The sequence below is a fragment of the Mesorhizobium sp. Z1-4 genome (genome assembly GCF_004000235.1).
In the GTDB taxonomy this organism is placed as follows: Bacteria; Pseudomonadota; Alphaproteobacteria; order Rhizobiales; family Rhizobiaceae; genus RCIO01.
Genome location: NZ_RCIO01000004.1, coordinates 1 through 20,488 on the forward strand (window position 1 = coordinate 1; position 20,488 = coordinate 20,488).

The 20,488-nt window shown below is 62.9% G+C and carries 21 protein-coding genes; 14 read left to right on the forward strand and 7 right to left on the reverse strand.

Annotated elements, in window-relative coordinates:
• The 5 genes from EP165_RS20425 to EP165_RS14510 form a co-directional block, all read left to right on the forward strand.
• Positions 1–926: right-handed parallel beta-helix repeat-containing protein (locus tag EP165_RS20425; RefSeq protein WP_164743051.1), on the forward strand; the 926-nt coding region annotated here is incomplete at its 5' end.
• 455 nt (positions 927–1,381) lie between these two features.
• Entirely contained in the window at positions 1,382–2,458 is a 1,077-nt protein-coding gene (locus EP165_RS20430) for an N-acetylmuramidase domain-containing protein (protein ID WP_164743052.1), read from the forward strand.
• Entirely contained in the window at positions 2,455–2,721 is a 267-nt protein-coding gene (locus EP165_RS14495) for a hypothetical protein (RefSeq protein ID WP_127523559.1), read from the forward strand. The genes EP165_RS20430 and EP165_RS14495 overlap by 4 nt, the downstream gene beginning before the upstream one ends.
• A gap of 184 nt (positions 2,722–2,905) precedes the next feature.
• Entirely contained in the window at positions 2,906–3,160 is a 255-nt protein-coding gene (locus EP165_RS14505) for a hypothetical protein (RefSeq protein ID WP_127523560.1), read from the forward strand.
• Positions 3,147–3,560 carry a hypothetical protein gene (locus EP165_RS14510; RefSeq protein WP_127523561.1) on the forward strand — a complete coding sequence of 138 codons (414 nt, stop codon included), beginning with the start codon at positions 3,147–3,149 and terminating at the stop codon, positions 3,558–3,560. The genes EP165_RS14505 and EP165_RS14510 overlap by 14 nt, the downstream gene beginning before the upstream one ends.
• Before the next feature lie 512 nt (positions 3,561–4,072).
• On the opposite strand, the gene EP165_RS14515 is transcribed toward EP165_RS14510, so the two are convergent.
• Positions 4,073–4,363, reverse strand: a complete 291-nt coding sequence (locus EP165_RS14515; RefSeq protein ID WP_127523562.1) for a hypothetical protein — start codon at positions 4,361–4,363, stop codon at positions 4,073–4,075.
• 357 nt (positions 4,364–4,720) lie between these two features.
• On the opposite strand from EP165_RS14515, the gene ade reads away from it, so the two are divergent.
• The gene (gene ade / locus EP165_RS14520) at positions 4,721–6,532 is read left to right on the forward strand and encodes an adenine deaminase (RefSeq protein ID WP_127523563.1); all 1,812 of its coding nucleotides are present in this window, start codon (positions 4,721–4,723) and stop codon (positions 6,530–6,532) included.
• A gap of 2 nt (positions 6,533–6,534) precedes the next feature.
• Here ade and EP165_RS14525 read toward each other — a convergent pair whose 3' ends face one another.
• Positions 6,535–7,995, reverse strand: a complete 1,461-nt coding sequence (locus EP165_RS14525) for a TrkH family potassium uptake protein (protein ID WP_127523564.1) — start codon at positions 7,993–7,995, stop codon at positions 6,535–6,537.
• A gap of 135 nt (positions 7,996–8,130) precedes the next feature.
• Between EP165_RS14525 and EP165_RS14530 the strand changes: the two genes are divergently transcribed.
• Positions 8,131–8,667, forward strand: a complete 537-nt coding sequence (locus EP165_RS14530) for a DUF1697 domain-containing protein (protein WP_127523565.1) — start codon at positions 8,131–8,133, stop codon at positions 8,665–8,667.
• Positions 8,668–8,669: 2 nt separating this feature from the next.
• On the opposite strand, the gene EP165_RS14535 is transcribed toward EP165_RS14530, so the two are convergent.
• Together EP165_RS14535 and EP165_RS14540 are read right to left on the reverse strand one after the other, a co-directional pair.
• The gene (locus EP165_RS14535; RefSeq protein WP_127523566.1) at positions 8,670–9,641 is read right to left on the reverse strand and encodes an alpha/beta hydrolase; all 972 of its coding nucleotides are present in this window, start codon (positions 9,639–9,641) and stop codon (positions 8,670–8,672) included.
• 63 nt (positions 9,642–9,704) lie between these two features.
• A complete protein-coding gene (locus EP165_RS14540) occupies positions 9,705–10,514 on the reverse strand; it encodes an SDR family NAD(P)-dependent oxidoreductase (RefSeq protein WP_127523567.1) in 810 nt (269 codons plus the stop codon).
• Positions 10,515–10,726: 212 nt separating this feature from the next.
• Between EP165_RS14540 and EP165_RS14545 the strand changes: the two genes are divergently transcribed.
• From EP165_RS14545 to EP165_RS14565, 5 genes are all read left to right on the forward strand, one after another.
• Positions 10,727–11,764 (forward strand): cysteine synthase A, encoded by a 1,038-nt coding sequence (locus EP165_RS14545; RefSeq protein WP_127523568.1) that lies wholly within the window; start codon positions 10,727–10,729, stop codon positions 11,762–11,764.
• Positions 11,765–11,898: 134 nt separating this feature from the next.
• Positions 11,899–12,642, forward strand: a complete 744-nt coding sequence (locus tag EP165_RS14550) for an alanyl-tRNA editing protein (protein WP_127523569.1) — start codon at positions 11,899–11,901, stop codon at positions 12,640–12,642.
• Between the two features lie 9 nt (positions 12,643–12,651).
• Positions 12,652–13,503, forward strand: coding sequence for a 3-mercaptopyruvate sulfurtransferase (gene sseA, locus EP165_RS14555; protein WP_127523570.1), 852 nt, complete (start codon positions 12,652–12,654; stop codon positions 13,501–13,503).
• Positions 13,504–13,506: 3 nt separating this feature from the next.
• Positions 13,507–14,067 carry a GNAT family N-acetyltransferase gene (locus EP165_RS14560; protein ID WP_127523571.1) on the forward strand — a complete coding sequence of 187 codons (561 nt, stop codon included), beginning with the start codon at positions 13,507–13,509 and terminating at the stop codon, positions 14,065–14,067.
• Between the two features lie 112 nt (positions 14,068–14,179).
• Complete coding sequence (locus EP165_RS14565) at positions 14,180–14,758, forward strand: OmpA family protein (RefSeq protein WP_127523792.1); 579 nt, start codon at positions 14,180–14,182, stop codon at positions 14,756–14,758.
• A 66-nt stretch (positions 14,759–14,824) separates the two neighbouring features.
• Here the strand turns inward: EP165_RS14565 and EP165_RS14570 are convergent, their stop codons facing one another.
• A complete protein-coding gene (locus EP165_RS14570; RefSeq protein ID WP_206075919.1) occupies positions 14,825–15,826 on the reverse strand; it encodes an alpha/beta hydrolase in 1,002 nt (333 codons plus the stop codon).
• Between the two features lie 159 nt (positions 15,827–15,985).
• Complete coding sequence (ald, locus tag EP165_RS14575; RefSeq protein WP_127523572.1) at positions 15,986–17,101, reverse strand: alanine dehydrogenase; 1,116 nt, start codon at positions 17,099–17,101, stop codon at positions 15,986–15,988.
• 145 nt (positions 17,102–17,246) lie between these two features.
• On the opposite strand from ald, the gene EP165_RS14580 reads away from it, so the two are divergent.
• Positions 17,247–17,720: an Lrp/AsnC family transcriptional regulator gene (locus EP165_RS14580; RefSeq protein ID WP_127523794.1), complete on the forward strand. Its 474-nt coding sequence runs from the start codon at positions 17,247–17,249 to the stop codon at positions 17,718–17,720.
• 9 nt (positions 17,721–17,729) lie between these two features.
• Here EP165_RS14580 and EP165_RS14585 read toward each other — a convergent pair whose 3' ends face one another.
• Positions 17,730–19,049, reverse strand: a complete 1,320-nt coding sequence (locus EP165_RS14585) for a mechanosensitive ion channel domain-containing protein (protein WP_127523573.1) — start codon at positions 19,047–19,049, stop codon at positions 17,730–17,732.
• A 143-nt stretch (positions 19,050–19,192) separates the two neighbouring features.
• On the opposite strand from EP165_RS14585, the gene EP165_RS14590 reads away from it, so the two are divergent.
• Positions 19,193–20,470: an NAD(P)/FAD-dependent oxidoreductase gene (locus tag EP165_RS14590; protein ID WP_127523574.1), complete on the forward strand. Its 1,278-nt coding sequence runs from the start codon at positions 19,193–19,195 to the stop codon at positions 20,468–20,470.
• Positions 20,471–20,488 lie beyond the last annotated feature (18 nt).

Consider the following 20,488-nt stretch of genomic DNA (forward strand, 5'->3'; position numbering starts at 1 on the left):
ATTTCGCCAGAGACGCTGTTGTCGAAAACGTGACGACCAGGAACTCGCGCGGCTCAGGGGTCAATCTCCGCTACTGCTACGACTATCGGGTGCAGAACTGCGCTGTTTTTGACGGCTTCAACAAGGCACTGAGCGGTCATGCCTACGGCATTTCGATCCTCTTTAGCCGGAAGGGTGATTTGCGCCGCATCACTACCCGCAACACCCGCAATGGCATCGACTTCTCTGGCTGCTACGACGCATCTGTTGATGGTTATGACATCGAGGACTGCAACTATGGCATCGCACTGGCGCATGTCATCCATGGCGGATACTTCCGCGTTCGACACGGCAAGATCACGCGCATTGCAACGGGCGGTTATGCTGTCGGAAACAGTGCGGTCACCGCCGGCCTCTCCAATCCGCAGAACCATGTCTTTCGTGATACGATCGTTCAGGACCTGGCCTATTCATTCGATGAAGCGGCCGATGTCACCAATGACAAGCCGGGGGTGTGGTTCCAGAGCTCGATCAGCAACTGCCATGCCATCGACATCGAGGCATCCTACCGCCGCGGTGGGTCGATCTCGGTGGAGAACGCGGTCATCGTTCGCCTCGAAGGGTTTCCCCTTGGCATCTGTGTCTTTGAGAAGATCAAGACCGAAGCCTACTACAATGACGGCAATCACGGTGTAGGCTGGTGCGTTCACTGCAAACTGGCCGGCGACGCCAGCACCCTGGGCGCGAGCAGCATTGGTCTGCTAGTGGTCCGAGACTGCTACAATCGCTACGGACAGGGCGTCTTGAAAGGCGAGGGGCTGAAGAACGTCCATAGCCAGAACCTTACGATGAGCTTCGCGCCAGGCACTGCGATCAAGTCGTTGTCGACAGCGCACTCTGTATCGAACGTGGTGGACAGCACGGCCGGCGTGCTGGCCGTCGTCTAGGCGCCCACCGCATAAGCGGCACTGAACTATACACAATCTTTCTTGATCATCTCCTGGCCTAGCGCGTCCGCTTGGCCCTTCAAGATGGCAACTTCCGTTTCGCGGTCGGTGCCGGCGAGTGATGAGACGGGCACTCCAATCATGAACACCCCGAGTGCGTCGCCGGTTGCCGCCCGCTGCTGTGCGTTCGAGGCGATTCCCAGCCGGCTATTTACGTCTGTCATTTGTGCGCGGAGATCGGCGCAGGAGAGTGCCGCGTACGCCCCAGCCGGCGGAGCAACCGCCGCAATTCGGTCAGGCGGGGTGGCACATGCTCCGACAACACCAAGAGCAAGTGCAGATACAGTTCTCTTCATTTGATCACTCTCTCCTTGTCCGGTGCTGCTGATCATTCTGTTGCGAGAAGTATTTCGCTGATCTGTTCGTTCCTTGCAACAACAAAGGAAAACCGCCCGATGTTCGACGACGCTACGCGGCGCGCGATAGCGGCTTATGCCGCGCGCCATAAATTCGAGGAAGCTGCGCTTCTTGCCGTGGTCGAGGTCGAGAGCGGTGGCCGTCTTTACGCGACGGTCGCTGGCCGCCAAGAGCCGCTGATTCGGTGGGAAGGGCACTATTTCGATGACCGTCTGACAGGCGAGCAGCGTGCGAAGGCACGCGCGCTGGGGCTTGCGCATCCGAGCGCCGGGCGCGTCGGCAATCCTGCATCGCAGGCAAAGCGCTGGAGCCAGTTGTACCTACCGGCATCGAGGATCAATGCACGGGCGGCCTACGAATCTGTGTCGTGGGGCATCGGCCAGGTCATGGGTGCGCATTGGGCGTGGCTGGGCTATGCATCGCCGGCTGCCATGCTGAAGGTGCTTCGATCCGGGGTCGCTGGACAGATCGAAGTCATGGTGCGCTATATCGAAAAGGCCGGTCTGGTCGGCTCCCTGCAGCGCCTCGACTTCGCTGCCTTCGCCCGCGGTTACAACGGGCCTGCCTACGCCAAGTACGGCTATCACACGAAGATGAAGCGCGCCTATGAGCGTTGGGCTGGCAAGAGGGCTAGTTCGGCCGCCTCGGGCATGCTGCGGATGGGTTCGACCGGCGCCAAGGTGCGTGAGCTGCAAGCGCTGCTGGTGCGCGCGGGACATGCCGTGAACGTCGATGGCGACTTCGGCCCAGCAACTCAGCGCGCGCTTATGGCGTTCCAGATGACGAACAAGCTGACGGTCGACGGTGTGGCCGGGCCGGAAACCTTCGCTGCCCTGTCAGCCTACAAGGTCGCACCCGAAGAGAAGCCGGGCGAACAGGGGCCACTGCAGACGGACGAGGCACTCCAAGGCGGAGGCGGTATCGTGGGCGGCGCCGGCGTAGAGACCGCGAGCCGGGCGATCGAGGAAGCTGCTGACAAAACATCCTGGGTTCCCGGCCTGGAATGGCTGACAGCGATCCTCTCGCTAATCGCCGCACTGCTGGTCATCGGCGGCCTCTGCTGGATCGCCTACGGCTGGTGGAAGAGCAAGAAGACAGTGGAGGCGCCGGCATGATCTCGTGGCTAAACATGGGCATAGGCGGGGCGCTGGGCATGCTGGTCATGTTCGGCGGCTTCTCGGCCTGGGATGCGATCATCGACGATCCGGCGATCCGGAAAGAAACCCGCTCCATCGTGGAAGCGGAGGCCGAGGAGCGGACAAAGGAGGCTCTCAATGAAGTCAGTGATGCTGCGGAGCGTGCTCGCGCTATGCGCCGTTATTGCGCTGAGCGGGGCGAGTTGTACGACTTCGAAACCAATCAGTGCAGGGAGCCGTGATCTGGCATCGGCGGCCCGCTCGGCCGCCGGCACGTCGCTGATCGGCGCGCGGGGCGAATCCCCGGAAGATCAGGACGCGATCGACGACACGGCCGCGGGCCTGTGCGCCGTCGGGGCGTGGACGCGCTCTGAATGCGCCCGCCACGGGCGGGAAAGCCGGCGGCAATAGACGGGGAGCATGGCAATGTCTAATCCACCCGGCCTGTCGGCGATCGAGAGCCGAGTTGCCGCGCTCGAGCAATGGAAGAATGCGCAGACCACGGCTCAGGCTGTTGATGGTGAGCGCCGCAAATATATGGAGACGCGATTCAACGAGCTGGAAAAGCGTCTCGACCGCATCGACGGCCACATCAGCAAAGTGGTCTGGATCGTGATTTCGGCGATCGGCATGGGCTTTATGGCTTTCGTCGTCAGTGGAGGCCTCAATGTTATCCGCTGACCGGCTTTTGTCGCGCGGGGCGATCGCAGCGTGGATGATGCTGATTGCCATTCCGCTGCTCTGGCCGCTTGGTCCTCGCATAGAGGGTTTCCTCCTGCCGGTCACAGGTAAAGTGCAGGTTTCCAAAGTAGAGCAGCGGAGCGAGGGGCTGGCCTTCTTTGTGAAGTTCACGAAGCGCCGGCAATGCGAGTTTGAAGCGATTATCTGGTATGAGGGGCCGGTGCGGCTGACCCTCACATTCGAGCCGGAGGCGGAGCAGCAGCATCGCACGCGTCCGGTCGGCGATCAGTATATCGGTCCATGGCTGCTGAACGGCGTCAGCGATCTCGATGGCGTCGTCGCTTACGTGCTGCACCGATGCCACCCGCTCTGGATGACTTTGACGCGGTTCTACCCGTAACCCGCCTGTTTATCCCTGCCTCGCCCCGCCAGCCTTCGTGCTGTGCGGGGCTTTTTTTGTGTCTGCGGCCTGCGCGAGTGTCCCGGCCTCTTTCCGAGCCATTCTGATCAAGTAGAGCAGGAACTGAGCGTTAAGCGTTGCGGCCAGATACTCTGCCTTCAACAGAAGATCATAGACATTGTTAGGGTCAATCGGTCGGGGAGCCATCCATGCATTATTGGTGAATAGCATTTGTTGTTGTCATGGCGCGATAGCGCCAGTTGCCTATACATGGCACCCGAAGATCGTGCCTCGCGGAAACTCAGAGTTTCTATTCTGCGTCGATTTCCGGCGGGCGTTCGAAGCACCATTCGTTTGCAAACTCGACGACAAGGGCGGCAATCTCCTCCCGACTGCGGCCGTCGCGAGCTGTCGCATCCAGCAAGGCGCGAAGGTGTCGCTTCAGCTCCGATTGTGTCGGTTGGCCCGAAGGCGTTGGCTGGATCGGTTTCATGACGTGGCTGTGTCGCACACTAGCTGTGTGCCTGACCAGAAGTCTCTACCGCTGCCGTGGCGTCAAACCAGGCGCTCTCGACCGCCAATGCCGCGGTTTGCTTGTCGCCAGCCCTGCCGGAATAGGAAACGGTGCGCTGGCCGCAGCGGCCGTAACAGGTCCAGTGCCACATCGTCGGAATGTCGCCGGCGCCGGGCATGAGGTAGATGCGTCCGATCTGTTGGCCATCCGAGTTCGCAACGAAGTCGCGAGACTTGTCCGGCCAGGTGCGGGACCAGCTTAGGCGTAGAGTCTTCTGTCGGGGTGCCATTGGCAATCTCCTTGCTAGAGGTCGATCGCCGCTCGCAGGCAATTAGTCCTACGATGGTGTGCTGGTCAATCCCATGGGGATGATTGTCCGTTTTACAGTTTGCCTCTCCATCATTTGCATACTGAGAGCCGGACGACGGTGCGGGGGAGCGTGTTCGAGGCCGCAATGTTTTCAATGGGCCAGCTTCCGTAGGTGCGGGCGCGCATGCCATTGTATTCCCTCAACCCTTGGACATCGGCAGGGGGCACCACCGGCGACAGATAACATCTTGTATCATCGAAACTGCTTCGCGATGCGGGCCATCTGGTCAAATCGAGCGCTGCTTGGCACATTCGCTTCTGAATCGGGAGTGAATGCATGGCCAAGAAAAATGCCTGGGCGCCGCCCAAACCCTGGAGCGATCTCGCGCCGCTGCTGGTCGATGTCGCGATGGGCCGCAAGCCGGCAGACATGGTGGTGCGCAACGGGCGCTGGGTGAATGTTTATTCCGGCGAGGTGATCTCCGGCACCGATTTGGCGATCGTCGCCGGGCGCTTCGCCTATTGCGGACCGGACGCCAGCCATGCCATTGGCGAAAAGACGAAGGTGGTGGACGCCGCGGGGCGTTATCTGGTGCCCGGCCTCTGCGACGGCCACATGCATGTCGAAAGCGGCATGGTGACGGTAACGGAGTTCTGCCGCGCCGTCATTCCGCATGGCACGACCTCCATGTTCATCGACCCGCACGAGATCGCCAATGTGCTGGGCCTGCCGGGTGTCAGGCTGATGCATGACGAGGCGGTTGCCGCGCCGATCAACGTCTATGTGCAAATGCCCTCCTGTGTGCCGTCGGCACCCGGGCTGGAGCAGGCGGGGGCCGAGATCTCACCCGCCGATGTGGCGGAGGCGATGACCTGGCCGCAGATCATCGGCCTTGGCGAGGTGATGAATTTTCCGGGCGTTGCGGCCAATGACGACACCATGGTCGGCGGCATCCGCGAGACGCTGAAGGCCGGCAAGACGGTTGGCGGCCACTACGCGTCGCCCGATCTCGGCCTGCCTTTTCACGGCTATGTCGCAGGCGGCCCGCAGGACGACCATGAGGGTACCCGGCCTGAAGATGCGATTGCTCGCGTGCGCCAGGGCATGAAGGCGATGCTGCGGCTGGGTTCGGCCTGGTACGACGTCGCAAGCCAGATCAAGGCGGTGACCGAAAGCGGGCTCGACCCGCGCAACTTCATCCTGTGCACGGACGACAGCCACTCCGGCACGCTGGTCAATGACGGCCATATGGACCGGGTGGTACGCCACGCGATTGCGCAGGGGCTGAACCCGATCACCGCGATCCAGATGGCTACGGTGAACACCGCCGAGCATTTCGGGCTGGAGCGCGAGCTCGGCTCGATCACGCCGGGCCGCCGCGCAGACTTACTGATCGTGGCAAATCTCGCGGAGCTTCAGATCGACGAGGTTTATGCGCGCGGGCAGAGGCTGGCGCAGGCCGGCAAGCTTTCGGTCGACATTCCGCCTTACGAATATCCAGACGATGCGCGCGACACGGTGAATACAGGTCGAACGATCGCCGCGGCCGATTTCGACATTGCCGCACCGGCCGGCGCCAACGAGGTGCGGGCGCGCGTCATCGGCGTGGTGGAAAACCAGGCGCCGACGCGCGCGCTGGAAGCCGACCTGGCGGTCCGGGACGGGCTGGTCGAAATGGACCGCCGCAACGATGTCTGCCAGATTGCGCTGGTGGAGCGGCATCGCGGCACGGGCGCGGTGGTCAACGGTTTCGTGTCCGGCTTCGGTTACGTGAAGGACTGCGCTATGGCCTCCACTGTCGCGCATGACAGCCACCACATGATCGTCGTCGGTACCAACAAGGAAGACATGGCGCTCGCCGCGAACATACTTTCAGATGTCGGCGGCGGCGTGGTGCTGGTGTCGGAAGGCAAGCAGCTTGCGCTGGTCGAGATGCCGATCGCCGGCCTGATGTCTGACGAGCGCGCGGAGATCGTAGCCGAGAAGGCGGCACAGCTGACGAAAGCCATGCAGGACATGGGCTGCAGCCTGAACAACGCCTATATGCAGCATTCGCTGCTGGCGCTGGTCGTCATCCCCGAACTCAGGATTTCCGACGCAGGCATCATCGACGTGACCAAGTTCGAAAAGGTGGACCTGTTCCTTTAGGCCTACCGCTCCCAGAACACCGGCGAGAAGATCACCAGCACGGCGAGGATTTCGAGCCGGCCGAGCAGCATGGCCAGCGACAGCACCCATTTGGCGACATCGGGAATGGGGGCGTAGGTGCCGGCAGGCCCGATGATATCGCCAATGCCGGGGCCGACATTGGTCAGGCACGCGGCCATGCCGGCCAGCGCCGTCACGATGTCGAGGCCGGTCGCCGCCAGGATCAGCGTGCCTATGCCCCAGATGACGAGGAAAGAGGCTACGAACAGTACGACGGCCCGCTGCACCTCATCTTCCACAACGCGGTCGCCATAGCGCACGGTCAGCACGGTGTTGGGGTAAATCAGCCGGCGCAGGCCGTTGGCCAGCAGTTCGAAAACGATCAGGAATCGGTAGGCTTTGATGCCGCCGGTGGTTGAACCTGAGCAGCCGCCAAGGAAGGTTGCAATGAAGGCCGCCGCGGCAACAAACGGACCCCACTGCATATAGTCTCCGCTCGCGTAGCCGGTCGTCGTTATCACCGAAGTCATGTTGAACGCCGAGTGGGTGAAAGCGTCGAAGAACGTCTCGTCGGTGGTTAGCCGCCGGTAGATTGTGACGGCCAGAACGAACGACACGACGTAGCCGACGAACACCTTGATTTGCGGATCGGCGAGCGCATCCAGCCGGCCGCGCGCGATGAACAGCATCAGGATCGCGAAGGGCAGGGCACCGATGATCATCGAGATCGTACCCACCCACAACACCGCGTAGTTGTCGTCATAATGGCCGAGCGAGGCGTCGTGGGTGGAGAACCCTGCCGTGGAAATGCTGGTCAGGGCATGGTTGAGCGCGTCGAACCCGGTCATGCCGGCGGCCGCGTAGCAGATGGCGCAAATGACCGTCAGCGTGACGTAGATGGTCAGCAGGCTGGTTGTGTAGGTCGAGAAGCGGGCAAAGGGCCGGTCGTCGATCGCCGACGAGGATTCGATCTGGAAATAGGAAACGCCGCCGACATTGAGGAACGGCAGCACGAATACGCCGAGCGCGATCACGCCAAGCCCGCCGAACCATTGCAGCAGCGAGCGCCACAGAAGCAGGCCGGGCGGCAGGTCGTCGAGACCGTTGATGACCGTCGCGCCGGTGGTCGTCATGCCCGAAACCGCCTCGAACACGGCGTCGGTGAGCGACATCTCGATTGAGGCCGCGAGAAACGGCACGGCGGCTACGGCGCAGGAAGTCAGCCACAACAAATTTACGACGAGAAAACCGAATCGCGTGGACAGCGCCGGTGCGCGCCCCTGCGTGGCCAGCGCGACCGCAAGGCCGAGGCCGCCGGTGAACAGCGACGAAAAGGCGAACACCTTCCAGTCGGGATTGCCGTAATAGAGATCGACTGCCGCCGGGATGAGCATCGCGGCGGACAGGTAGATCGAAAACACCGATGCGACGTGAACCGCGGCGCGGATGGCAAGATATTGCACGGGGTAGGAGCCCTGGTGTCGATTCCCTGCGCGGCCGGACGCGGCCGCAATGCGGGCCGGACAGTGGCTTCAAGTGCCGAAATATGCAAGAGCGGGCACGCGAACGCTTGTCGCGCCTGTGCAGGAGGAAATGCGGTGACCGTCTATGTCGTGCTTTTCCGGGGCGTCGGCGGCGCGACTCAGCTGCCGGTAAAACCGCTGCGCGAGCAGCTTTCTGCGGCCGGGTTCGAAAACGTCGTCACTTACATCAACAGCGGCAACGCGGTGGTGCGCAGCGCGCTCTCGCCCGACAGGGCGGTCGCGCTGATTGCCGAAATCTGCGCCAGGGAGTTCGCGTTCCAAAAACCGATCTACACGCCGACGGCGGCCGAGTGGGATGCCCTGATTGCCAACAACCCGTTCCCCGGGGCAGTGTCGGAGCCGAAGTCCGTTCACGCGGCCTGGCTGGCGGCGGAGCCTGAACCGGCGGACGTGGATACCGTGCGAAGCTTTGCTGTCGATGGCGAAGGCATCGAGGTCGCTGGCAATGTCGCTTATCTGCACACGCCGCACGGCTTCGGGCGCTCGAAAATGGCCGACATGTTTGACAAGCGCATCGGCGTTCCAAACACGGCGCGCAACTGGCGCACCGTGCTGGCCTTGCAGGATCTCGCCCGCGAGGCGGCAGGCTGAGGTCAGGGCAGGGCGCGTATCCACGCCGTGATGAATGTTGCGAATTCAGCGGTGGTCGAGGGCGATAGCGCATCGCCGACGATCACATGGTTTTCGCTGTCGCCGCTCTGCGTGATGACGCGCATTTCGTGCGGCCCGCCCCAGCGTTCCGCGATCGCACGCGTTACCGTGTGATCGACCACGGTATCGTCATCGGAAAAGACAAACAGCGCCGGCGTTTTTGCGGCCTCGTATTCGGCCTCGCGCGCCAGCTTCGTCAATGCCGCCATCGGCAGAAGCGCCGCCGTCGGGTAGCGCGTTGTCCATAGCCGGCCATGCGCCTCGTTCTGCGGCTCCCACGAGCGCTCGGCGCCGATGATGAGATTGGCAAGCTGTGCGCCCCAAGGGCCGGTGAGAAGCGATGCGCCGCCGGCCTTCACCTGAAAATTCGGCGAGATCATCACCAGACCCTTGAGGCCGGTGGCAAGATCGGGCTGCAGCGAGCCCCACGCCGCGAGGCCGCCACCGGTGGACACCGAGATCACGACGACCTCTTCGCCGATGCTGCGGCCTATCGCCATCGCCTCGGCGAAGTCGTTCACCCAGTCATTCACCGAAGCCTCCGCCATGGCCTCGCCGTCACGCCCGTGCCCGGCAAGGCGGGTGTAAAACACGTTGGCGCCGAGCTCGCCCGCGACCCGCTCCGTCAGTGGTGCTGCCTCGCCGCGCGAGGCGGAAAAGCCGTGCACATAGACGAGCGCAAGCGGCGTCCTTGCCTTCGAAGTCGGGTAGGCCCAGACGATGCCCTTTTCCAGGCCCTCGCGGATATCGTCGAAACGTGCCTCCCGCGCTGCGAGATAGGCGTCGGGGTCGGCGCCGATAGCACTGGCCTGGAACGTCGTTTGCGTATCGGTGGAAACGCGCGGGCCGAGCAGGAACGCTGCCGTTAGCAGCGCGGCAACGACTGCCATGCCGATGATGATTTTCTTGCCCATCGTTGCCTCCCGAGCGCTGCTTTCAAGAAGTACTGCTGGGCACAAAAGTGCGCAACGGCTGCGTCAGGCCGGCGGTGGCGCCGGTTTGCGTTTGTGCCAGCCGGTGAAGCGCCGCTGAACCGCATATGTCCAGGGTGCTGGCAGGAACGTCAGCGCTTTCAGGAACCAGGTGAAGCGGCGCGGGAAGGTGAACTCCGTACCGCCGGTTTTCAGACCCTGGATCATGCGCCGCGAGGCATTCTCCACTTTCATCAAGGCCGGCATGGCGAACCGGTTTTCTTTCGTCAGCGGCGTATCGACAAATCCGGGATTGGCGACCTGAATACGGATATTGACGAGGTCGAGATCGTATTTCAGCGACCAGGCCATGCTGTTGAGCGCGGCTTTCGACGCGCCATAGGCCGCCGCCGCTGGCAGCCCGAAAATCGCCGAGGCCGAGCCCACCATGGCGATGTGGCCGCGGCCGCGGCGGCGCATATGTTCCAGCAGCGGCACGAGGCCGTTGACGACGCCGAAGAGATTGACCTCGTAGGTCCTGACGAAATTGTCGGTGCTCAGCCCGTCGAGCTTTGTCGGGAAATAGTCGCCGGCGTTGAAGATGGCGAGCGCGATCGGGCCGGCTTCCTTCTCGATGCGCTCGACCGTCTCGCGCATTCTGGCGGCGTCGGTCACGTCGCAGGGAAAGGCGATGATCTTGCGTCCGGCTGCCGCGGCTTCCTCGGCAAGCGCGGTGAGCTTGTCGGCACTGCGCGCGGTCGCGGCGACTGTGTAACCCTCGGACGCCAGATCGAGCGCCAGCTGCCTGCCGATACCGGTGCTGGCGCCGGTGATCCATGCAACGCCGTCGCCGGGGCGTGCCCTGTAAAGTGCCATGAAATGCCTTTCCGACGTTGTGACTGCCTACCTTCCAGATACGGCTTCGTCGGCGCAAGGTTTCGGGCAACAGGTAACCGATTGTCGCGAAAGCCGTGTTTCGCGCAAAATCGCTCCTTGAAAGCCCGGTTCGCCGTTTCTAGACAGTTGAAAGCTTGACCGCCGCTGCGCGCAACGCGATGCCCTGCCGGCGTACCAGACAAGGACAGAAAATGTTTCAATCGGCAATCGACGCCATCGGCAACACGCCGCTCATACGCCTCAACCGCGCGTCCGAGGAGACCGGCTGCGAAATTCTCGGCAAGGCCGAATTCATGAATCCCGGCCAGTCGGTAAAGGACCGAGCCGGCCTTTTCATCATCCGCGACGCCGAAAAGCGCGGTCTTCTGAAGCCGGGCGGCGTGATCGTGGAAGGCACGGCCGGCAATACCGGTATCGGATTGACCGTCGTGGCGAAGGCCCTCGGCTACCGCACCGTGATTGTCATCCCCGAAACGCAGAGCCAGGAAAAGAAGGACGCGCTGCGTGTGCTCGGCGCGGAGCTGATCGAGGTGCCTGCGGTTCCCTACAAGAACCCCAACAACTATGTGAAGGTTTCGGGCCGGCTCGCCGAACAGCTGGCCAAAACTGAGCCCAATGGCGCGATTTGGGCCAACCAGTTCGACAATGTCGCCAATCGCGACGGCCATATCGCCACGACGGCCGAGGAAATCTGGAGCCAGACCGGTGGCAAGGTCGACGGTTTCGTCTCGGCCGTTGGCACCGGCGGCACGCTTGCCGGCGTTGCGGCGGGCCTGCGCGGCCACAGCAAGGATGTGAAGATCGCGATCGCCGACCCGCTCGGCGCTGCGCTGCACAGCTTCTACACCGACGGTGTGCTGAAGTCCGAAGGCACCTCCATCACCGAGGGCATCGGCCAGGGGCGGATCACGGCAAATCTCGACGGGTTCACGCCCGACTTCTCCTTCCAGGTGCCGGACGAAGAGGCGCTGCCTATCGTTTTCAACCTCGTGCAGGAAGAGGGGCTCTGCATGGGCGGCTCGACCGGCATCAATATCGCCGGCGCCATTCGCCTTGCGCGCGAGCTGGGACCCGGACACACCATCGTGACAATCCTGTGCGACTACGGAACCCGCTATCAGTCCAAACTGTTCAACCCCGAATTCCTGCGCGGCAAGAACCTGCCAGTGCCAGGCTGGATGGAAGCGAAATCGACGGTCCAGATCCCGTTTGAGGACGTGCCGGACTGACAGCTGCGGTGTGGATGCAGGTTGCGCCGGCCACGCTGGCACAATCATGCGGCCCCGATCCGGCTTGCACCTGGGCGCGTGTCGGGGCACACGGTTAGAGTGATTGAACTCATTCTGCCCGGGGCCGCCAAAACATGACCGTCGCCACCGATCCCCTGTTTCGCGATGATTCCTACCTTGCCGAAACCGAGGCGTCGGTGTCGGCCGTCAACGATCGCGGCGGGATCATTCTTGACCGCACCGTCTTTTACGCCACCTCCGGCGGCCAGCCGGGCGACACCGGCAGGCTTGTCCGGGCGGACGGTACTGAAATCGCCATTGCCGGTACCATCACAGGCGAGAGCAAGGACGAGATAATCCACATCCCGGCGCCCGATGCGCCGACGCCCGAAATCGGCGAAAAACTGAAGCTAGTCATCGACTGGGAGCGGCGGCTCAAGCTGATGCGCATGCACACCGCCTGCCATCTGTTGACGGTGATCTGCCCCTTTCCGATCACAGGCGCCTCGGTCAGCGATACCGATTCACGCGTCGATTTCGACATTCCGGACCAGACCTACGACAAGGCCGAAGTCACTGAAAGGCTGATGCAACTGGTCGCGGCGGACCATCCGGTTTTCACCCGCTGGATCACCGACGAGGAGCTCGCCGCCAATCCGGGTCTGGTGAAATCGAAAAATGTGCGCCCGCCGGCCGGCACCGGTCGCATCAGGCTCGTGTGCATCGGCGACAATGGCCTTATCGACAGCCAGCCCTGCGGCGGCACGCATGTGCGCTCCACCGCCGAGGTCGGCGACATCCACATTGGCAAGATCGAAAAGAAGGGGCGCGAAAACCGCCGCTTCCGCATTCGTTTCGGGCCGCTGCCCGAAAGCTGAGGAGAAGCGATGTCTGAGCGCTCGAAGTTTGTCGTTTCGGCCGACTGGCTGCAGGAAAGGCTGGGTACGCCCGGCCTCTCCATCATCGATGGATCCTGGTATCTGCCGGCACACAACCGCGACGCCAAGGCAGAGTACGAGGCCGGGCACATCCCTAGTGCGGTGTTTTTCGATCACGACATGGTGGTGGAACCCGACACCGGCTTGCCGCATTCGCTGCCGCATGCGCGGCTCTTCGCGGCTTTCGCCGGGTCAATGGGGATATCGGAAGACGATACGATCGTCGTTTACGATGGCCCGGGCTTCTTTTCGGCTCCGCGCGTTTGGTGGATGTTCCGCATCATGGGCGCGAAAAACGTCTTCGTGCTCGACGGCGGTCTGGACGGATGGAAGCGCGGAGGCCGGCCGCTGACGGACGCCAACACCAAAGTTGCGAGCTGCGTATTCGACGCAAAGCTGGACAAAAGCCGTGTAGCCAGTTTCGATGAGATGATGCGTACCGTTGAGGCAGGTTCGTCGCAGATCGCGGATGCACGCCCGGCTGGCCGGTTCGAAGGCACCGATCCGGAGCCACGAGCCGGCATGCGTTCCGGTCACATGCCTGGCGCCAGAAATGTGCCCGCAATGGCTCTCGCCAAGGACGGAGAATTGTTATCTGTCAATGAGTTGCGGGAAATATTTGAGAAATCAGGTGTGGATTTGACTCGACCTGTCGTTACCAGTTGCGGATCGGGCGTGACAGCCGCCGTGATCACGCTTGCGCTGGAATCGCTCGGCCATACGGACAACCGGCTCTATGACGGCTCCTGGTCGGAATGGGGCTCGCGCGCCGACACGCCGATCGCCACTGGCAAGGCCTGAACAATGGCAGCCAAGGGACGCAAGGCGGTCGAAGTGACCGTCACCTACCTTGAGATGAATGCACGCCCGGCGCGCCATGTGCCGCTGCCGCTCAACCGGCATGTCGCCCTTTTGGCTGCGACGAATGTGCCGCTGCACTTCTACCGCTATCTGCAGGACCGGGTCGGCCGCGACTGGACCTGGGTGAACGCGCTCAGGCTTTCCGATGAGGAACTTTCGGCCCGCCTCGCAAGCCCGGCCTGCGATATGCGTGTGCTCTATGTCGATGGCGTTCCGGCCGGGTTCTTCGAATTGAAGCTCGACCTGTCGGCCGAAGTGGAAATCGCCTATTTCGGGCTGATGGAGCATGCAGCGGGGCAGGGCCTCGGCCGCTGGTTTCTTGGGGCGGCAATCGAAGTCGCCTGGGAGCACAACCCCGCCAAGGTGGTGCTGCAGACCTGCACGCTCGACCACCCGGCGGCCTTGCCGCTATACCAGAAGATGGGGTTCTCGCCTGTCGGCCAGGCCCGGGAAACGCTGACACCGCTGTCGAAAGCGGAGCGGGCGTCAATCGTGATGCGCTAAGCGCGCGCCGCTTCCCCAAACCCAGTCTAAACAGCCCGTTCATCGCCGCTTCAGGGCGCGTTCGGCATGGTCCGGTCATTGGAACCCGCCAATGAACCAGAGAGGAACGACCATGTTTACCCGCCGCACCATGATCGCTGGCCTCGCCGCTGCGATGCTTGCCCCGACCGCCGCCTCGGCAACCAGCCTCGCGCTTGCCCCGGGCGCTGAAATGCCGTCCGCCGGCAAGATCCTGCGCCAGCTCGAGGCACGCCCGCGCCTCAAGATTGCGCCGCATCAGCGCATGACGATCCAGGAACTCAAGGTTCGCCCCGAGATCCGCGAACTCGCGCCGGCAATCGACATTCAGTCGATCAACTTCGCCTTCGGCTCCGCGATCATTCCGTATTCGCAATACGGCAAAGTCGAAAACATCGCCAACGCTCTGCGGCTGCTGCGCAGCCGCGGCAGGTTTGCCACCGTCCTGATCGAAGGGCACACCGATGCCGTCGGCTCGCCCTATTCGAACCAGCGCTTGTCGGAACGGCGTGCGGATGCACTGAAGCAGGTGCTTGTCTACCACTTTGGCATCCCCGCACGCATGCTGCAGACCGCCGGTTACGGCGAATCCTACCTGCTGGTGTCCACACCCTACGAGGAATGGCGCAATCGCCGCGTCACACTGCGCCGCGTCGACGAGTTCCTGCGCTAAGTCAGGCGCCGGACGCATTCGGGGGCAGGGTCAATCCTGCCCCTTTTCGTTTTTGCGGGCGCGTATCTAGGCCGACAGTCCTTCGATGAAACCGGGTGCGAAAGCCTGTCTGCCTTCCAGAAGAAACCGCAGTGTCGTCCAGCTGGACCAGTCGCTGGTGAGCTGTGCGTTGTAAGGCCCGGCGGCGAGCAGGCCATGCGTTGCTTCAGGCACAACGATGACGCGGTTTGCCGGATTCAGTCCTGCGAGGGCCGCCGCGAAGATGGCTGAATCGCCCGCTGCGTCGACATTGAGATCGTCGGCGCCCCATATCGCCAGCACCGGCATGTCGAGCGCGCTCAGGAGTGCGCGGGAATCTTCGCGCCGGTTGCGCCTGATGAACCCCCAGCGCGCCTGCGAAAGTCCCTCCGCCGCGTATGCCGCATCGTATTCGTCGGTTTCGGCGAAGATGACATCGTCGCTGGCTTGCGAACGTTCGATTTCAGCCGCGATTTCGGCCGCGCCGGCACCTTCCAGCCGCAGCCGCGTGCGCGTGTAATATCGGCCCTGATCGCGCCAGGAAACCGCGGGGCCCACGAGCACGATGAAATCCGCATCGGAGGAGGTGAGCCGCGGCAGCACCCAGCCGGCCTGGGAAAAGCCAACCGCGCCGACGGCAACGGTTGCAAAGCGTGCGCGCAACTGCCTGAGCGCGGTTTGCGTCTCATCCGCACGATTCTGCATCGACTGCGCCAGCCAGTCGCCGCCGGAGCCGCCTACGCCGGGCTTGTCCCAGGAGGCCACAGCGATGCCGTCGTCCAGAAGCGCGTTGATCAGCGGCGCGTAGCCGCCGCCTGAGGTGCGGTCCTGCGCACCGTCGCCATGCGTGAACGCAACCGCTGCGCGCGGCGCGGCGTCAGGTAGCCACAAGGTCCCGGCCAGTTCCGTGCCGTTCGAATTGGAGTCGAAGGGCTCGCTCGGTCGGTCCGATAGGTCGTGATCGCCAAGCCGCCAAAGCACAATGCCGGCCAGTATCGCCAGAACGACGCCCGCCAGAAGGGCAGCCGTCCACCGTCGTTTGATTCTCATGACCCGTTATTTGCGAACTGGCGGCAACTGCCGCAATGGCTGCTTTGGCAGAATGCGGCGCCGGTGCCCGATGTATGAAGAAAAAAGCCCGCCGGTCTTGCGATCGGCGGGCAGCTTCAGGGAAGGAGGCGTCCTTGCCGGACGCTCATATGATCGGGTTCAGGCAGCGAGCGCTGCTTTCGGTTCGGCCATCTCGTATCCCAGCGCCTCGGCAACCGCGTGGTTGGTGATGCGGCCCTTGTGGACGTTGAGCCCGTTCCTGAGATGCGGATCGTCGACCAGCGCCTTCAGGCCTTTGTCCGCGAGCTGAAGGCCGTAATACAGGGTTGCGTTGTTGAGTGCGTGCGCCGAGGTGATCGGAACCGCACCGGGCATATTGGCAACGCAATAATGCACGATGCCATCGACCTCGTAGGTCGGATCGGCATGAGTGGTCGCCTTGGAGGTCTCGAAGCAGCCGCCCTGGTCGATTGCGACGTCGACGAGAACCGCGCCCGGCTTCATGCCCGACAGCATTTCGCGGCTGACGAGCTTCGGTGCGGCAGCGCCCGGGATCAGCACGGCACCGACAATCATGTCGGCGGAGAAACACTCTTCCTCGATCGCTTCGACTGTGGAGTAGCGTGTGTGAACGCGGCCGTTGAAAATGTCGTCGAGCTGCCGCAGACGCGGGATCGAACGGTCGATGATGGTAACGTCGGCGCCGAGGCCGACCGCCATCTTGGCCGAATGAAGGCCGACGACACCGCCGCCGATGACGGCAACCTTGGCCGGCAGGACGCCCGGCACGCCGCCCAGCAGGATGCCGCGGCCGCCATTTGCTTTCTGCAGCGCGGTCGCACCCGCCTGAATGGCGAGACGGCCGGCCACTTCAGACATTGGCGCCAGCAGCGGCAGGCCGCCGCGATCGTCGGTCACGGTCTCGTACGCAACCGCCGTAACGCCGGATTCGACCAGTCCTTTGGTCTGCGCGGCATCGGGGGCCAGGTGCAGATAGGTATAGAGGATCTGGTCTTCGCGCAGTTGCACCCATTCCGAAGGCTGCGGCTCCTTCACCTTCACGATCATGTCGGACTGGGTGAAGACCTCGGCTGCCGTCTTGACGATCTGGGCGCCTGCGGCGCGGTAGGCATTGTCGTCAGCACCGATGCCGGCACCGGCGCCGCTCTCGATGACCACGGAGTGGCCATGCGCGACATACTCGCGTACCGAACCCGGGGTCAGGCCGACGCGATATTCGTGATTCTTGATTTCCTTTGGGCAGCCTACGCGCATCCCGATATCCTCCCGGCTGGAGCGTTGAACCTGCCCTAAGGTAACCGACTTCGCTTCGCATGTGTTTGCGACATCAATTGCCCTGGTTCACATTTTTCGATAATATTTGCGCCAACCGCCAGAAATGCGAAACGAAATGCGAGAATTGCTCTTGGACAGGATTGATATCGCCATTCTGGACACGTTGCAAAAGCAAGGTCGGATCTCCAACGCAGCGCTTGCGGAGAAGGTCGGCCTGTCACAGTCGGCCTGTTCGCGCCGGCTCGATAATCTCGAGCAGTCTGGCGTCATTTCGGGCTACCATGCACGGCTTTCCAATGCGGCGCTCGGGCACAAGATGACGGCGATCGTGCATATTTCGCTGTCCGGCCAGTTCGAGAAATCCTTGTCGGAATTCGAGGCCGCGATCAGGCGCTGCCCGAACGTGCTGTCCTGCCATCTGATGTCTGGCGAATACGACTATATTCTGCGCATCGCCGCGCGCGACCTCGAGGACTATGAGCGTATTCACAAGGAATGGCTGTCGGCCATGCCGCATGTGACGAAGATCAACTCATCGTTCGCCCTGCGCGAGGTGATCGACCGGACCGGCATGGGCATCCGCGCCGACATGGCGTGAGCGCGCCGGTCAATCCTTCGGAATACCGTCTGCGACACCGCGCGGCGCGCCACCCTTCATGATGATTTCGCGATGCGGGTAAGGGATTTCGACGCCGTTCTCCTTGAACGCATCCCACAGCGCCAGAAGCACCTTGCCGCGCACATTGGTGAGCCCCTGCTGGGGGTCGCGTATCCAGAAGCGCAGCACGAAATCGAGGGAGGAATCGCCGAAGGCCGTAATCCAGCAGACCGGCCGCCGGTCGGCATCGACGCGGGCGACTGAAACCGCGGCATTGATGGCCAGCTCGGTGACCTTGTGCGGGTCGCAATCATACGAGACGCCGAAGGGCACATCGAGCCTCACAAGCTCGTCCGAAAACGACCAGTTGATGACCTGTTGTGTGATCAGGTCCTCGTTCGGAATCAGATACTCGCGCCCGTCGCGCGTGACGACGGAGACAAAACGCGCCCTCAATTCTCGTATCCAGCCGAATGTGTCGCCGAGTGAGATCGTGTCGCCGGGCTTGATCGACTTGTCCAGCAGGATGATGACGCCCGAAACGAAGTTGGAAACGACCTTCTGCAGGCCGAAGCCGAGGCCGACGCCGACCGCACCGGAAAAGACGGTGAACGCGGTGAGATCGACGCCGACGGCGGTGAGCGCCACGATACCGGCCAGAAGCACCAGTCCGAACTTCGCGAACTTTCCGATCAGCACCCGGATAGAGGGCGTGAGTTCGCTGGAGCGCTGGACCCGCTCGTCGACGAAATTGCCGATCGTGGTGGCGATCCACACCGACAGCGTGAGCAGGAACGCCGCTTTCAGCACGGTGAGCGCGGAAATGCGTACTTCGTTGAGCGGCAGGGCCAGATTGTCGAGCAGCAGAGCGACGCGCTCGTCGATGCCCACAATGACGAGTGCGGCGTAAATCCATACTAGCCACGCGACCGAACGCGCGACGAGCCGGTTGCGGATGATGCGCGACAGGATCGCGACCACCACCCAGGTGCCGGCGAGCCAAAGCAGGATCCCGAGCAGCCAGCTGCGGCTTGGCCATGTCACGCTTCTCAATACCGCGATGGCAATGAAAAGCAGGACGATGAAGATTACCCAGTCCGAACGCCGCAAGGTCGCCGCGACCAGCCTCAAAAGACCCGGATGCCCCTTGATCGCACGGGCGCGGCTTTCGAGCTTCGGCTCAAGTCTGTTGCCGAGAAAACGCGCCAGCGCAAACAGCGCCAGCGCAATGACCACCTGGTAGATGAACCAGGGTTCCGAAATGTAGTCGAGCGCGCGCGCAGATGTGTCCGTGAGGAATTCGATCAGTTGATTGAGATAGCCGTCCATGCTCGATGCCCTCGGCGCTTGCGCGACTGTTCCACATGAATTCTAGCGCGCGAGGGGACGGCGGCAAACCGGCACCCGGGGCCGTCTCTTGTTGCAATGCACAATCGCGACTATCTTCGTTTTGGCAAATGCGGAGCATAACCATGAACGCGAACACCGGCAGGCATCATGTGGTGGTCGTGGGCGCCGGGTTCGGCGGCCTCCAGCTCATCAGCTCATTGCGCGGCGCCGGTGTTAAGATCACCCTCATCGACCAGCGCAACCATCATCTGTTCCAGCCACTGCTCTATCAGGTTGCGACCACCTCGCTGGCGACATCCGAAATTGCCTGGCCGGTGCGCCATCTGCTGCGCCGCCGCAAGGACGTCACGACGCTGCTTGCCACGGCCACCGGTGTCGACAAGGCGGCCAAGACCGTGCAGCTCGCCGACGGAGGCAGCGTCCCATACGACACGCTTGTAATCGCAACGGGCGCCAGGCACGCATATTTCGGCCACGACGAATGGGAGCCCTTTGCACCCGGCCTGAAGACGATCGAGGACGCAACGGCGATCCGCCGCCGCATTCTGCTCGCCTTCGAGCGTGCCGAGCGCGAGACCGATCCCGTCAGGCGGAGCGCATTGCTGACCTTCGTTGTAATCGGCGGCGGGCCGACCGGTGTCGAACTCGCCGGCACGATCGCGGAGCTGGCGCGCGACACGCTGAAAGGCGAATTCCGCAACATCGATCCCGCCGGCGCGCGCATTGTGCTCGTCGAGGCTGCCGACCGCGTTCTGGCGAACTTCAGGCCCGAGCTTTCCGCCTATGCCGGCCGCGCGCTGGAAAGGCTCGGCGTGGAGCTTATGTTCGGGCACCCAGTGACGGCTGTGGATGCCGACGGGGTTACTGTCGACGGCGTGCATCTGGCGGCCAGGACGGTGCTTTGGGCCGCGGGCGTCGCGGCTTCGCCGGCGGCCGAATGGCTGGGCGCTGAAGCAGACCGCGCCGGGCGCGTCGTCGTGGAGCCGGACCTGACGGTCGGGGGCGAGCCGGATATCTTCGTCATCGGCGACACCGCCCATGTCGAGCGGCCCGAGGGTGGCCTGGTGCCGGGCGTCGCACCGGCGGCAAAACAGCAGGGCCGCCACGTTGCCGAAATCATCAGGGCAAGGTGCGCCGGAACGAATGCGGCGAGACCGTTTCGTTATAAAAACCAGGGCGATCTTGCGACGATCGGCAAGCGCGCCGCGGTGGTCGATTTCGGCTGGATAAGGCTCAAGGGCTGGCCGGCCTGGTGGCTGTGGGGCATCGCCCACATCTACTTCCTGATCGGCCTGCGCTACCGTCTCGCGGTGGCGCTGTCCTGGCTGTGGATCTACGCCTCCGGCCAGCGCTCTGCGCGGCTGATAACGCAGGGCGGCGGCGATGGCGGCACCGGCTAGCGAAAGCTTGCTTGCCGC